The 14,801-nt window shown below is 52.5% G+C and carries 12 protein-coding genes and 1 rRNA gene; 8 read left to right on the top strand and 5 right to left on the bottom strand.

Annotation, left to right across the window (positions count from 1 at the left end; genetic code table 11):
* Positions 1-79: ribosomal RNA gene (rrf, locus tag BMY49_RS18240) — 5S ribosomal RNA — on the top strand; the annotation flags it as partial.
* 185 nt (positions 80-264) lie between these two features.
* On the opposite strand, the gene guaD is transcribed toward rrf, so the two are convergent.
* Genes guaD through xdhA form a run of 4 tightly spaced genes read right to left on the bottom strand, consistent with a single transcriptional unit; the run spans position 265 to position 6,301 of the window.
* On the bottom strand, positions 265-1,575 hold the full coding sequence (gene guaD / locus BMY49_RS06300) for a guanine deaminase (protein ID WP_089675215.1): 1,311 nt from the start codon (positions 1,573-1,575) through the stop codon (positions 265-267).
* A 1-nt stretch (position 1,576) separates the two neighbouring features.
* Positions 1,577-2,446, bottom strand: coding sequence for a xanthine dehydrogenase accessory protein XdhC (gene xdhC, locus BMY49_RS06295; RefSeq protein ID WP_062361308.1), 870 nt, complete (start codon positions 2,444-2,446; stop codon positions 1,577-1,579).
* The gene (xdhB, locus tag BMY49_RS06290) at positions 2,443-4,866 is read right to left on the bottom strand and encodes a xanthine dehydrogenase molybdopterin binding subunit (RefSeq protein WP_089675214.1); all 2,424 of its coding nucleotides are present in this window, start codon (positions 4,864-4,866) and stop codon (positions 2,443-2,445) included. The genes xdhC and xdhB overlap by 4 nt, the downstream gene beginning before the upstream one ends.
* A complete protein-coding gene (gene xdhA, locus BMY49_RS06285; RefSeq protein WP_089675213.1) occupies positions 4,850-6,301 on the bottom strand; it encodes a xanthine dehydrogenase small subunit in 1,452 nt (483 codons plus the stop codon). The genes xdhB and xdhA overlap by 17 nt, the downstream gene beginning before the upstream one ends.
* A gap of 207 nt (positions 6,302-6,508) precedes the next feature.
* Between xdhA and BMY49_RS06280 the strand changes: the two genes are divergently transcribed.
* Both BMY49_RS06280 and hrpB read left to right on the top strand, forming a co-directional pair.
* Positions 6,509-7,159, top strand: a complete 651-nt coding sequence (locus tag BMY49_RS06280) for a TetR family transcriptional regulator C-terminal domain-containing protein (RefSeq protein ID WP_044629446.1) — start codon at positions 6,509-6,511, stop codon at positions 7,157-7,159.
* 3 nt (positions 7,160-7,162) lie between these two features.
* Entirely contained in the window at positions 7,163-9,607 is a 2,445-nt protein-coding gene (hrpB, locus tag BMY49_RS06275; RefSeq protein ID WP_089675212.1) for an ATP-dependent helicase HrpB, read from the top strand.
* Between the two features lie 14 nt (positions 9,608-9,621).
* On the opposite strand, the gene BMY49_RS06270 is transcribed toward hrpB, so the two are convergent.
* The gene (locus BMY49_RS06270) at positions 9,622-9,858 is read right to left on the bottom strand and encodes a hypothetical protein (RefSeq protein ID WP_089675211.1); all 237 of its coding nucleotides are present in this window, start codon (positions 9,856-9,858) and stop codon (positions 9,622-9,624) included.
* 340 nt (positions 9,859-10,198) lie between these two features.
* Between BMY49_RS06270 and BMY49_RS06265 the strand changes: the two genes are divergently transcribed.
* The 5 genes from BMY49_RS06265 (at position 10,199) to BMY49_RS06245 (ending at position 14,798) form a co-directional block, all read left to right on the top strand.
* Positions 10,199-10,372 (top strand): DUF2970 domain-containing protein, encoded by a 174-nt coding sequence (locus BMY49_RS06265; protein WP_082051444.1) that lies wholly within the window; start codon positions 10,199-10,201, stop codon positions 10,370-10,372.
* Between the two features lie 125 nt (positions 10,373-10,497).
* Positions 10,498-11,613: a cytochrome c oxidase subunit II gene (gene coxB, locus BMY49_RS06260; RefSeq protein ID WP_058576335.1), complete on the top strand. Its 1,116-nt coding sequence runs from the start codon at positions 10,498-10,500 to the stop codon at positions 11,611-11,613.
* Between the two features lie 48 nt (positions 11,614-11,661).
* The gene (gene ctaD / locus BMY49_RS06255; RefSeq protein WP_044629442.1) at positions 11,662-13,320 is read left to right on the top strand and encodes a cytochrome c oxidase subunit I; all 1,659 of its coding nucleotides are present in this window, start codon (positions 11,662-11,664) and stop codon (positions 13,318-13,320) included.
* 36 nt (positions 13,321-13,356) lie between these two features.
* A complete protein-coding gene (locus BMY49_RS06250; protein ID WP_089675210.1) occupies positions 13,357-13,941 on the top strand; it encodes a cytochrome c oxidase assembly protein in 585 nt (194 codons plus the stop codon).
* Positions 13,938-14,798, top strand: a complete 861-nt coding sequence (locus tag BMY49_RS06245) for a cytochrome c oxidase subunit 3 (protein ID WP_089675209.1) — start codon at positions 13,938-13,940, stop codon at positions 14,796-14,798. Before BMY49_RS06250 ends, BMY49_RS06245 begins: the two co-directional genes overlap by 4 nt.
* Positions 14,799-14,801 lie beyond the last annotated feature (3 nt).

The following is a 14,801-nucleotide window of genomic DNA, read 5'->3' as shown; positions in this document are numbered from 1 at the left end:
TGCCGAACTCAGCAGTGAAACCGCTTAGCGCCGATGGTAGTGTGGGGTCTCCCCATGCGAGAGTAGGTCATCGTCAGGCACTTATACCGCAAAGAACCCAGCCCATCGGCTGGGTTCTTTGTTGCGCGCTCGATAAGCGCCATGACCCAAGCCCCGTGCACGCTGTGCTCGGGGCTTTTTGCTGTGGGCATGCTAAGACGCGGAATAATCCATAAAAGCCGCTCTTTATGAGCGGCTTTTATGGCTGTGTAGCAATGGCTGAGGTTAATCCCTGCGGTGTTGGCAAATGCCACCCGCCCAGGTTTCATAAATGGCGCGGTCGTCAGCAAGCATCATCAGTGCAAATAAACGCTCGCCAAGCGTGTTGCAGTGCTGGATGCGGCGCTCAAGGAGCGATGTAGCATGAGGATCAATAACCACAAAATCTGCTTCATAGGAGGGGGCAAGCTGGCCAACCTGACTGTTCAGCGAGAGTGCCTTTGCATTACCGTGGGTTAATCCGTAGAAGCCTTGCCAAGCGGTAAGCGGCTGCCCACGTAGTTGGCCAACCTGATAGGCACTTTTCAAGGTGCCAAAGCCTGATAGGTCCGTACCTGCGCCAATGTCACTGGCATAGGTAAATGCCATCCCAGTCTCTTTCGCCGCTTCTCGATCAAAGAGTCCGCTGCCAAGAAAAAGGTTGGAGCTAGGGCAAAAGGCAATATTAGCGCCCCGCTCGGCCAAACGCTTGCGCATTCCGTTATCAAGGTGGATGCCATGGGCAAAAGTACTGCGTGGTCCTACTAGGCCAGCTTCTTCATAAACAGAGAGGTAGTCCCTGCTGCCTGGGAAGAGTTCGGCGACCCAGTCTAACTCTCCGCTGTTTTCAGCCAAGTGAGTTTGTAACCACAGAGTAGGGTCATTGCGAAGCAGGGCACCAGCAGCATCCATCTGTGTCTTGGTAGATGTCGGCGCAAACCGTGGCGTGACGCTGTAACCAAGACGCTGCTTGCCGTGCCAGTCTTCAATCAAACGCTCTGTATCGGAGATTCCCGTAGTGCCATCTATCAGCGCATCAGGCGCGTTGCGATCCATCAAGACTTTTCCTACCAGCATACGCAGCTGGCGTTTTTGGCAAGCCGTGAAGAAGGCATCTACCGAGCCTGGGTGGCTCGAGCCGAACACTTGGGCTGTCGTTGTGCCTGCACGGAGCATTTCGTCTAGAAAGGCGTTAGAAAGTGCCTCTGCATGGGCGTGGCTGGCAAACCGACACTCCTCAGGAAAGGTATAGTCATTCAACCAGTCCAGCAGCTGACGCCCGTAGGAGGCCATGATATCAAGCTGAACGTAGTGCACATGGGTATCAATAAACCCAGGCATAATCAGTCTGCCGCGATAATCGAGCACTTGGCTATTTGGAGGTAGCTGGTCAATGAGGTCGGCATAGTGCCCAATCGCTTGGATATGGCCCTCTTTAAGCCATAAAAGACCGTCGCCGTAGTGCTTAAGACTGCCCGGTTGAGGCAAGTTGCCGTCGCCTGGGTCGCGGGCAAAGCTAACTAGCTCCGCACGGATAAACGTATCAGTAGAAGTCATATTAATTCGGGTTTGTCGCAGTATCGTGAAATAGAGAGCGCAGTGCGTCAGGCTCAAGCCCTCGGGTTTGGTGGGCAGTGGGTTTATCAGTAAGCCATAAAAGCTCAGTGACCACTGTCATAGCAATCGCGTAGGGCGTTTTATTACTGAGTTTGGTGCCATGAACAGCGCCAACAGGGCAGCGCACACGCTGTATTTCTTCTGGCTTATAACCATCGCGTTTCAAACGACTTTGAAAGCTAGTCCATTTGCTATCAGAACCAATCAGCCCGATAGAGGCTATGTCAGCGCGTCTAAGTAGCGCTGCTATCAGTGCGTAGTCCTCGTCATGGTTATGAGTGAGTACCAGGACATGGCAATGTGGTGGAAGTGCTAAAACGCTCTCTTGGGGGCTTGTTAGTGTGTGACAGCTAAGCCGAGGCTGCTGGTCATCTTGTTCGTCAAATATATCGGTACGGCTATCGTACCAATCAAGGTGCCAGGGCAAAGGAGCGCTGAGTTTAACGATCTCGCAACCCACGTGACCGGCCCCAAAGAGCGCAATGTGACTGGAAACGCCGGGAAATACTTCCAGTAGTACGTTAACAAAGCCGCCGCAGCACTGGCCGCTGCGCCCACCCAGCGAGAAAGCCTCTAAATGAAAGCCAGCGCTGCCTTGTTGCAAGAAGTCTCGGGCGGCGCTGATGGTTTGCCACTCAAATGTTCCTCCTCCCAGCGTATCGAAAATAGTATCAGCGGTGATCACCATTCGCGCGCCCGGCTCACGAGGAGTCGAGCCCGCGCTGGTCACCTGAGTTGCCAGCACGTGAGGAGTACCGCTGAGCTGCAGGCGGTTCAGCGCAGCGTGCCATGCTTCGGGCGCTTGCGTCATAACGCTTTATTCCTAATGGCATTGGCTGTCAGCATGACTCTTTCAGGTGTAGCTGGCGTGTCCAGGTGAGGAGAGACGCGATAATCCGCTAGGCTTGCTAGTGCATCCCGAAGTGCAGACCACACGCACATACCTAACATAAAGGGCGGTTCTCCCACCGCTTTGGAACGGTAAAGACTTGCCATAGAGTTTGGGTGCCCCTCCAACAGATCGACATTGAATACTTTCGGTAAGTCGCCATAGGTAGGGATTTTATAAGTGGCTGGCCCATCGCTGACGAGCACTCCCTTGGCGTTCCACTTCAGCTCTTCGCTGGTCAGCCAGCCCATGCCTTGAATAAACCCACCCTCTACTTGGCCAATATCAATAGCAGGGTTCAGTGAGTTGCCTACATCGTGTAGTACGTCAACACGGTCAACCAAATACTCCCCGCTGAGTGTATCTACACTCACTTCAGCCACTGCCGCGCCGAAAGCGTAATAATAAAAAGGGCGGCCTTGGCCTGTAGCCCGGTTGTAATGGATTAACGGCGTGGCATAAAAGCCTTTCTCAGAAAGAGAGACACGGTTCAAATAGGCGGTTTGAACGAGTTCGCCCCAAGGAATTCGACGCTCACTTTCGCCAATGCCAGCGATGAGCATGCCATGCTCTAGCCTCATGCCTTCTCTATCTAACCCGCCCTCAAAATGCCCCGCTGCAAACTCAAACAACCGCTCCCGAAGCTTGCTTGCGGCGTCTCGTGCTGCCATACCGTTTAGGTCAGCACCGCTGGATGCGGCGGTGGGTGAGGTATTAGGCACCTTATCTGTGCGGGTAGCGCTGATACGCACGCTGTCCAGGTCTAGTCCAAGCTCTCGGGCAACCACTTGGCAGATTTTTGTGTGCAGCCCCTGGCCCATTTCTGTGCCGCCGTGGTTAATCATGATGCTGCCATCGGTATAGACATGCAGCAGTGCCCCTGCTTGATTAAGATGCTGGGCGGTGAAAGAGATACCGAACTTGACAGGAGTCAGTGCGAGCCCTTTTTTAATAACAGGGCTTGCCGCGTTGTAGTCCCGAATGTGTTGTCGGCGTGCCCAGTAGTCGCTGCTCGTTTCCAGGGTGTCAACCAGCGTGTGCAGAAGCTGCTTTTGGTCAACCTGCTGACCATAGTGGGTGGTATCTCGCCCCTCCCGGTAAAAGTTGCGCTTACGAATCGTTAAAGGATCTTCACCAACGCGGCGGGCAATATCATCCATCGCCGCTTCAATGATCATCATGCCCTGGGGGCCACCAAAACCACGAAAGGCGGTATTTGACGCCGTATGGGTTTTAGCGCGGTGGCCGGTGACGCGGGCATCTCCCAATGAGTAAGCGTTATCCGCGTGGAACATCGCGCGGTCAACGATGGCATCAGAGAGATCTGGTGAATAGCCGCAGTCACCAATAACGGTAATATCGCCGCCTTTGATAACGCCTTGGGCATCAATCGCTAATTGATAGCGGTTATGGAAAGGGTGGCGTTTTCCAGTGGCACGCATATCTTCACTGCGTGGCAGGCGAAGTCGCGTGGCTTTACCGGTACGCCGAGCAATAATGGCGGCAATGCAGGCCCAGGGCGATGCTTGTGTCTCTTTACCGCCAAAGCCGCCGCCCATACGGCGCACTTCTACAGTGACCGCATGAAAAGGTATACCGAGCACTTCTGCCACCAATTTTTGGGTCTCACTGGGGTGCTGGTTAGAGGTATGAACCATTACCCCTTCATCCTCCGTAGGCACCACAATGCACGCTTGGCTCTCGAGATAGAAGTGCTCCTGCCCACCGATAAATAGCTCGCCTTCTATGGTTTGTTCGGCTTGCTGTAAGGTAGTTTGCCAGTCGCCCCGCTCCTGCACGTGGGTTGGGCGAACAACCTCTTGACGTCCAGCAGTGGCCACAGGATCTAGGCTAGCCGGTTGTTCGTCGATATGCAGTGTGGCCAGCTTCACGGCTTGGCGAGCTGCCTGTAAAGAGGTGGCAGCCACCGCAAATAGGCATTGCCCCGCGTAACTGATCTCCTGGTCGACAAAAATAGGGTCGCCGGGGAACACCGGCCCAATATCTGTGTGTCCTGGAACATCAAGGAGAGTGATCACGTCGACAACGCCAGGCGCCTGTCTTACAGCATCAAGTTCCAGTTTCGTTAGCGTGCCGTGAGCGACAGGTGAAAGGCCGAGCGCCACGTGCAGGGCATCTTGGGGTGTTTTAATGTCATCAATATAGGTTGCTTTACCGGTGACATGTTTCTCTGCGCTTTCATGGAAGCTGGAAGCACCGGCTTGCCGCTGCCCGTGGCTATCCACCGTATGGCGAGCCAGTGGACCAGAACCTTGGATATGGTCATGCAGCTCGCGGCGAGCGCGGCTGCTGTCGCCATCAAGCTTAGTGAGCGTACGCATGGAGCATCACCTCTTGATTAGGTACTGAGAGCGATAGATAAAGGCGTTCGAGCAGGTTGGTTGCCACCTGATGACGATAGTGTTGAGTACCGCGCACATCGCTCATGGGTTGAAACTCTTCCGATAGCGCCCGCTGTGCCGCTTGAAAGCTCTCTTTCGCGATAGGCTGCCCTGTTAACGCTGCCTCTGTTTGTAGCGCTCGCTTAGGGATGGCCGCCATGCCGCCAAAGGCGATACGAACATCCTGCATAACGCCATCGTCGATACGATAATGGAAGGCTCCTAGTACGGCAGAAATGTCGTCTTCACGCCGTTTGGAGAGTTTCCATACTTTCAGGACGGCGTCGTCCGCTAATTGTGGAATAAATATTCGACTCACGACTTCAGCCGCTGCTAGTGCCGTTTTTTTATAATCCAGGAAGAAGTCGCTCAGCGGCAGCGCGCGACTGCCATCCTGGTTAGCCAGTTCTACCCAGGCGTTGAGCGCCAGCAGTACGGGCGGGGTGTCGCCAATGGGCGATGCGTTGGCAATATTGCCACCCAGTGTGCCGCGGTTACGCACCTGTTGTGAGCCGAGCCGGTGAAGAAGATGAGCAAAGGCGGGATAGTGGGTTTCTAGCAGTGGTTCGAGCTGTGAATAGGTGACGCCTGCGCCTACCCACCAGCCTGGCTGCTCATCAAAGATGGCTTCTTCAATATGGCGCAGCTCATCAACCCGCGTGACATCAATAAGTTGATTAAGCAACGCCAGGCGCTGCGTATTTTCCAGCCACAGATCGGTGGCACCGGCAACAAGGCGTGCAGATGGATAGTGTCGGCGTAGTTCAGTTAGTTGACTCAGTGTCGTGGGCTGAGCAAAAAGGTCCGTGTTGGCTTCCGCAGATTGAGGAGCGGTAAGTGGAGTATGAGCGGGTTGGCTGGCATCAACCCATTGCGGTGCTTTCCAAGAAGACTCCTGCATGCTTAGCGCTGCGTCACGAATAGGCCGATATCCGGTACAACGGCACAAGTTGCCGCCCAGTGCTGCTTCAAGCCGCTCTGGCGTAAGGGGTGCAGGCCGCTGTTGCTGTTGTGAATGTAGCGTAAATAGCGACATTACGATGCCGGGCGTGCAGAAGCCGCACTGGCTGCCATGGCACTCCACCATGGCACGCTGTGCCGGGTGAAGTTCTTCGTCAGTGGCCAAGCCCTCTACGGTTAGCAAGTGCTGGCCATGTAACTGGTGAGCGGGTGTAATACACGCATTCAGGCTTACAAAATGAGGCGCTGTATCGCTTTTAATGGCGACGGTACATGCGCCGCAGTCACCCGATGCACAGCCCTCTTTCGTGCCGGTCATCCCCAAATAGTCGCGTAGCAGCGTTAGAATGCTTGTGTCAGAGGGCACATGACACCGGGTCGGGGTGCCATTGAGCAAAAACTCAATTGTTGCCATGCCAAACTCCGTTATGATTGTTTTGACCGATCGGTCAACAATGTTGAGCTTGGGACAAAAATGCAAATCTTGCAAGACTTTGTTATATGAGATGTGACATGCACTATTAGTGAGCATCGCACTGCAAAATGCACAGTGATGCGACACGCACGCTTGGTAGACATTTCTCGCGATTACACTGCAAGGTTTATTAAAGGAGCTTACTGAATGACGGCTGATACCGCGAACCAAGAAAATGCCAGCAGGGACCGTATTGAACAAACCATATTAAGCGCTGCAGAGCAGGTGTTTTCACAACATGGTTATCGTGGTGCTAGCCTGCAGGCGATTGCAGACCAAGCTAAGCTGCCAAAAGCCAATATTCTTTATTATATGGGGAGCAAGCAGGCGCTGTATGTGCGACTGCTAAATCGGATGATGAATCGCTGGAATGCGGTACTAGAGGATATTACTGAGGATAGCGACCCAGGGCAGGTACTCAGTGATTTTATTCGCACCAAAATGATGCTTGGGCAGCGTTACCCTGAGGGGTCCAAACTGTTTGCCGCAGAGATATTGGCGGGGGCACCTTTCTTAAAAGAGTATCTCGCCGGCGAACTAAAGGAGTGGGTAGCCTCCCGCGCAGTGATTATTCGTCAGTGGGCCCAGCTGGGTAAAATGGACGATGTTGATCCACGTTGGCTGATCTTTCTAATTTGGTCGGCCACTCAGCACTACACGGAATATAGCGCTCAAGTGACCGGCATTCTTGGGGAAGAAGCGCTGAGTGAGGCTGACTTGGCTTCCATTTGTCAGTTCCTTGAGCACGTTATCCTGAAGGGATGCGGTATTACTTCCTCAAATGCAACCTCGCACTGATTCATGACCATATCGCTTCCCATTGAACAACATCTAAGCTCCATTCAAACCATGCTAGCCGAACACACTCGGCTTATTCTGGTGGCTCAACCAGGTGCCGGTAAAACAACCCGTGTCCCGCTAATGTTACTCTCCAGCGCCTGGGCGCAAGGTCAGCGTCTCTTACTGGTAGAGCCGCGTCGTGTCGCCGCTCGCTTGGCAGCCACCTTTATGGCGTCACAGCTCAACGAACAGATAGGTGAAACGGTGGGTTACCGGATGCGGGGCGATAGCAATGTAGGCCCCAATACCCGGCTGGAAGTGGTCACCCAAGGCGTGCTTACCCGCATACTGCAAGACGATCCTTTATTGGAAGGGGTGGCGGGCATTATTTTCGATGAGTTTCATGAGCGAAGCATTGAAGCAGACCTAGGACTTGCGTTAGCACTGGATGTACAAGAGAGCATCCGTGATGATCTTCGGCTAATGGTGATGTCTGCCACATTGGATGTCGCTGCTTTAAAAGGTGTGTTAGGTAGTGACACCCCCGTTATTGAGAGTAGTGGCCGCGAATTTTCAGTGGAAACGCGCTACTGTCCTGTGGAGGCTCATGAATCATTAGATAGGGCTGCCTTGCGAGTCACCAAGGAGGCACTGAAGCGAGAGGGTAGCCGAGATGTGCTGGTAATACTGCCCGGTATCGCAGAAATTTCCCAGCTTGTGCAGGCTCTAGAAAGTAGCAGTATGGATGTTGAGATTCGTGCGCTTCATGGAAGCATGCCGCTCGACGCCCAGCAAGCGGCATTGCGGCCTCTTACAACACGGCAACGTGTCATCGTTTCAACCGCCATTGCGGAATCCAGCGTTACCGTCGATGGCGTCAATAGCGTGATTGATGCTGGCTTAGAACGAGTGCCGCTATTTAACCCTCGCACTGGGCTTACGCGTCTCATGACCCGGCGGGTGAATAGAGCGAGTGCTGACCAGCGACGTGGCCGAGCGGGTAGGCAGCAGCCTGGCGTTTGTTACCGCTTATGGTCAGCTGAGCAGCCGCTGGTCGCTTATGGTGAGCCTGAGATGTTGCAGGCTGATTTATCTAAATTAGCGCTAGAGCTAGCGCTATGGGGTGTGCACTCGCCGAGTGAGCTTTCATGGGTGACACAGCCACCTGAAGGAGCATGGAAAAGTGCCCAAGCGCTGTTGCAGCAGCTTCGCTTAGTAGATAGTGCCGGTATGTTGACCCCGCTGGGTAAACAGAGCGCTCAACTGCCCCTCGAACCGCGTTTAGCTACCATGCTCATTCAAGCGGCATCATTTGAAGCGGTGCCACTTGCCTGTGCCTTAGCGGCTTTAATGGAAGGCAGGGAGCGCATCAATGGCACGCTGCGCGACGCCTTAGCTCAAAGGGTTAACCAGCCTGCGGCTTATCCTCAGTGGCGACATGAAGTAAGGCGATTGTCGAGCCTGATGCGTTCGCCTGTGCCGCGGCACAGCTCCTTGGAGCAGCTTGGTGCGCTGCTTTGCCTAGCATACCCGGATCGCATCGCTCAGCTGATGACACCGGGTCGTTTTAAACTGGCTAACGGTAAAACCGCTACGCTACCTGCTCACCATCCACTGGCTCAAGAGCCTTTTTTAGTGGCAGTGAGTGTAGAGAGCGCTAACAGCGAGGCAGGCATCTATTTAGCAGAGCCTATCACGTTAGCCACGCTGACTAACTTTTACCCCGAGACCCAGCAGTGGGAAGAGCGCATTGTCTGGTCAGAAGAGCAGGGTAAGCTGGTTGGTGAAGCCGTTCAGCGGCACAGTGAGCTTGTGTTAGCAACACGCCCACTGCGTCGGTTGCCTGCCGACGCGGTAGAAAAAGCGCTAATGGCAGCGTTAAAACAGCGTCCCAACATGCTGTTTAACGCACAAGTGGTTCAACTGCAGGGGAGAATGGCGCTGCTCTTTGGCGCTTATCCTGAACAGTGGAACGATTGGTCCGACTCTGCGTTGTTAGGCAGTCTCGAGACATGGCTGGCCCCCTATATGGCGGGTCTGACGCGCTTAACGCAGTTGCAAAAACTGCCGTTTCAAACGTACTTAATGAACACGCTTGATTGGAAGCAGCAGACTCAGCTAGAGCGTTTAGTGCCCAGTTTGATAGAAGCGCCTAGTGGCAATGCCGTTAAAGTGGATTACACACCCTGCCGGGAAGGCAGGCCACCGGTGCTGGCGTTGAAGCTTCAGGAAGCCTTTGGCTGGCAGGCAACGCCCACCGTAGCGGATGGGCGTGTACCAGTGACACTTCACTTGCTTTCCCCTGCACGGCGGCCACTGCAGGTGACTCAAGATTTGCGAAGCTTTTGGTTGAACGGCTACTCAGAAGTACGCAAAGAAATGCGCGGGAGATACCCAAAGCACCCTTGGCCAGAAGATCCTCTTACCGCTCAAGCCACAGCATATACAAAGCGCCGCCAGCGTTGAAAGGCTTGCCTTTCTTAGTTGCTCGGAGTGTCTTCACGCAGGGTTTCTTCTGGGATTTCACCGGGCTTGCGGTAGCGTACACCGTCGGCTTGGGGCTCTTCATAGCGGCGGTTTTCATCTTCAGGTACTACGCCCAGTACGGTCTCTTGGGAGCCATCTGGCCACGTATAAGTGGTGCAGCCCGCGAGTGGCAAAAGCGGCAATAAGGCGAAACACAGGTAGCGAAGAACGACTCCACGATGCTTGGGCATACACGGCTCCCTTGACAGGCCATTTTGGTTTTAACTTGGTGATGCATAGTGTGAATTGCCGGACTACAAGCCGCAAGCTTATTTACGAGTCGCTAAATTTCCTCCCAAAGGCAGCGTCGAAAGTCGTTCGATAGCTGCGTCATGCCAGCTATGCGGTCAGCATGGGCATCGGCTAGCGTTTTTGCCAATGCCTGATAGTGCTCGTTAGCAAACTCTTTTTTTGATCAAGCTGCTTTTCAGGCAGCACGATTCATAAAATTGCCTATCCTTAACTATAGCTGAGTGCTTCAGGGCAGTTGCCAAAGTGAGTATGCAATACCTCAACCTTGAGGGAGGCTCTATGTGGTCAGTGGTTAAGTCAGTATTAGCAGCACTACTAGGTGTTCAGAATGACCGCCAGCGTCAGCAGGATTTTTCAAACGGCAAGCCGGTCGCCTTCATTATCACGGCGGTGGTAGTGACGATGATGTTTGTGCTGCTCTTAGCGGGTATTGCGATTTATGCAGCGGGATGAGGCGTTGAGAGGCATCACGATAGTAGTTCGTGACGAATGCCACATGTTTTCTATACTGATCGATATCACTTAACCCTGACCTAATAAAAGGGTTGGCGAGAACAATAAGAATAAAGGAGGTTTCTATGCGCTTACCGTGGCAATGGCTTCTCACCATTACCAGTGTCGCAAGTCTCTCTCAAGCCCACGCTAGCAGTTGGAATATGCCGGTGGGGGTCACTGATACCAGCCGCAATATTTTTGGCCTACACATGACCATATTTTGGGTGTGTGTAGTGATTGGGGTGATCGTCTTTGGTGTCATGTTTTACTCCTTGTTTCGCTATCGTCACTCTAAAGGAGCCAAAGCTGCCCGCTTCCATGAACATACCTCCGTTGAAGTGCTGTGGACGGCCATTCCCATTTTGATCTTGGTAGGTATGGCGGTACCTGCGACGGCCACGCTTAAAAATATGTATGACGCCTCTGAAGCGGATCTAGACATTATGATCACGGGGCAGCAGTGGCGCTGGCGTTACGAATACCTAGGAGAGGACATTGCCTATACCTCGAACTTAAGCACCACACGCGAACAGATTCGAGGCGAATCCGAGCGAGACGAGCACTATTTGCTTGATGTTGACGAGCCTCTCGTGCTGCCTATTAATCGCAAAGTACGCTTTCTGATGACATCAGACGACGTGATTCACTCCTGGTGGGTTCCAGAGCTTGCTGTTAAACAAGACACCATTCCTGGCTTTATTAATGAAAATTGGGTGCAAATTAACGAGCCTGGTATCTATCGTGGCCAGTGTGCCGAGCTGTGTGGTGTGAATCATGGCTTTATGCCCATTGTGGTGCATGCCATGGAAGAAGCGGAGTTTGAAACATGGCTTGAAGAGCGCAAAGAGGCTGCTGAGCAAGAGGCAATGGGTGTTGATCGTGAATGGGCTATAGAGGAGCTAATGGCTCGCGGTGAAGAGGTGTATCAATCTATTTGCTCTTCCTGTCATCAAGGCGAAGGGCAGGGCGCACCGCCCGCCTTTCCAGCGCTCGCCGGAAATGAACAGCTTATTAATGAACTCGACTGGCATTTGGATCGCGTGATTAACGGTGTTTCTGGAGCCGCCATGCCTGCTTTCCGCAATACGCTGAATCCGGTAGAGATAGCGGCTGTTGTGACCTATACGCGCAACGCTTGGGGGAATGAGACTGGTGATACCGTTCAGCCAGCTACGGTGGCCGAGCGTATTGCCCAGTAGGTGTTGACCAACTTCTTCTACTAAAACGACAAGCATGCGGAGAGACATATGGCGCCCAAACTACCTCCACAACACTCACTGCAGCATAGTTCGTCTGCCGTGGCTGGTGGCCAGTCTCAGGAGGGCCAGTCGCATTACCCTCATGCAGCCCAACCCAAAGGCTTGATGCGTTGGCTGCTGACCACCAATCATAAAGAGATTGGCTCGCTATATCTGATTTTCTCGCTCACGATGTTTTTTGTCGGCGGCATTTTTGCGCTCGTGGTTAGGGCTGAGCTATTTCAGCCTGGTTTGCAGTTGGTAGAGCCCGAGTTCTTTAACCAGATGACCACCATGCATGGCCTAATTATGGTGTTCGCAGCCGTTATGCCAGCGTTTACAGGCCTAGCTAACTGGATGATTCCGCTGCAAATTGGAGCCCCTGACATGGCCTTGCCGCGGCTAAATAACTTCAGTTTTTGGCTACTTCCGGTCGCTTTTACCCTGCTGCTGTCTACTCTTTTTATGCCTGGGGGCGGCCCCAACTTTGGCTGGACATTTTACGCTCCGTTATCAACAACGTATGCGCCAGCTTCAACGACTTTTTTTATTTTAGCACTGCATATGGCAGGCATTAGCTCTATTTTGGGGGCGATTAATATCATCGCGACCATCCTGAATATGCGTGCGCCTGGCATGCGCATGATGGATATGCCGCTATTCGTTTGGACATGGCTGATTACGGCATTTCTACTTATCGCCGTTATGCCGGTGTTAGCGGGCGTCATTACCATGATGTTAATGGACATTAACTTTGGGACTAGCTTCTTTGATGCAGCGGGCGGAGGAGATCCTGTCTTATTCCAGCATCTGTTCTGGTTTTTTGGCCACCCAGAAGTCTACATCATGATCCTGCCAGCATTTGGCATCGTGTCGGCGATTATCCCTACATTTGCTCGTAAGCCCTTATTTGGCTACGCCTCGATGGTTTATGCCACTGGAGCCATTGCGCTGCTGTCATTTCTGGTGTGGGCGCACCATATGTTTATTGTGGGCCTGCCTTTGACGGCGGAACTGTTCTTTATGTACTCCACCATGTTGATTGCTGTGCCAACAGGGGTGAAGGTATTTAACTGGGTGACAACGCTATTCCGCGGGTCGATTAGTTTTGAGCCCCCTATGCTTTTTGCGTTGGCGTTTGTAGTGCTATTTACCATTGGCGGCTTTTCAGGCCTGATGTTAGCCATCGCACCTGCCGATTTTCAGTACCACGATACCTACTTTGTGGTGGCGCACTTCCACTATGTATTGGTGCCTGGCGCGATCTTCGCCATCATGGCGGGCGTTTACTACTGGTTGCCTAAATGGACAGGCCATTACCCTAACGAGCGTTTGGCGCAGTGCCACTTCTGGTGCTCAATCATTGGGGTCAATCTAACCTTTTTCCCCATGCATTTTGCCGGTTTGGCAGGCATGCCTAGGCGCATCCCTGATTATGCGCTGCAATTTGCCGATTTTAATCTGCTCTCAAGTATTGGCGCCTTCTTCTTTGGTGCCTCGCAACTACTTTTTGTGCTGGTGGTAGTGCTGTGTGTACGAGGTGGCCAAAAAGCGCCTGCAAAAGCTTGGGAGGGTGCTGTTGATTTAGAGTGGAGTGTGCCTAGCCCTGCGCCGTTACACACCTTTGAAACGCCGCCGGTATTTCACCGTGCTCAATCGCACGATTAATGCATAAAAGCGTTGGAGAAGGCGGAGGGATGAAAAATGGCAGCAGATGGTTCTCAACAAGCTGGCGTTAGGCGGACCGTCATTCGCAGTGTCGCAGCCCTTCTTGGCATGTTTGCCTTTGCGTTTGCCTTAGTTCCTCTTTACGACGTGTTTTGTCAGGTAACGGGTTTAAACGGAAAGGTCGATACCACGGCAAAAGCTATCATTCATGAAGAGGTGGATCAGTCGCGCTTCATTACGGTTCAATTTATTACCCGTGGTAGTGCGGGACTGCCATGGCAAATGAGTGTTGAAACGCGGCAAATGCGGGTACATCCAGGCCAAACCGCAGAAGTGGATTTTACCTTTACGAATAACAGCCACCAAGAAAGCTGGGGACGCGCTGTGCCTAGCGTCTCACCCTCTAGTGCAACAACGCATTTACGTAAAGTCAGCTGTTTTTGCTTCCAAGAACAGCAGCTACAAGGCGATGAGCGACTAACCATTCCGCTGGTGTTTCAGTTAGCTAAAGACTTACCTGAAGAAATCAGCACCATTACCTTGGTGTATACCCTATACCCGGTACAGCGCATTGCGCTTAATCCACTCAATAACAATAACGCGGCGGGGGATAAAATATGAGCGGCGGCAGCTATTACGTTCCTGCGAACAGCCGGTGGCCTATTTTAGGGTCGCTTGCGCTAGGTGCCATGATGGCCGGTATTGGTATCAAGTTAGTTTACAACACCGGGGCGCCATTGTTAGTTATTGGCTTACTATGCGTTATTTGTGTCATGGGGTTTTGGTTTCGAGACGTCATTCACGAGTCGATGGGCGGTTTATACGACGCACAAATGGATCGCTCGTTTCGATGGGGAATGGGCTGGTTTATTTTTTCAGAAGTCATGTTTTTTGCCGCTTTTTTTGGCGCACTGTTTTATGTAAGGACCTTCACAATTCCATGGCTAGGAGGGGAGGGGGCAAAAGGCGTATCTGCTTTGCTATGGCCCGAATTTGTTCCTCAATGGCCGCTACTCAATCCCCCTGATGCCTCTGTTGCAGGGCCCTCCAGCGTACTTAGCCCCTGGCAATTACCCTTAGTGAACACACTGATTTTGGTGACATCAAGTATCACACTAACGGTTGCCCATGAAGCTCTGAAGCTTGGCTATCGTCAGACCTGTCGTAACTGGTTAGCAGGCACAGTACTGCTGGGCATTTGCTTTATCCTTATCCAAGGCGTCGAATATTATGAAGCCTATCATCATTACGGCATTACCCTAGAGGCCGGTATTTTTGGGGCTACTTTTTTTATATTGACAGGCTTTCATGGTCTCCACGTCATTATTGGTACGCTCATTTTGGCGAGCATGCTGGTAAGAATTATCAAAGGTCACTTTACTAACGGTCATCACTTTGGTTTTGAGGCATCCTGCTGGTATTGGCATTTCGTTGATGTAGTGTGGGTAGGGCTTTTTATCTTTGTTTATGTATTTTAGTGA

It is taken from the genome of Vreelandella aquamarina (genome assembly GCF_900110265.1).
In the GTDB taxonomy this organism is placed as follows: Bacteria; Pseudomonadota; Gammaproteobacteria; order Pseudomonadales; family Halomonadaceae; genus Vreelandella; species Vreelandella aquamarina.
Note: the sequence above shows the minus strand (reverse complement) of the source record. Positions and strands in the feature narration are given on the sequence as shown.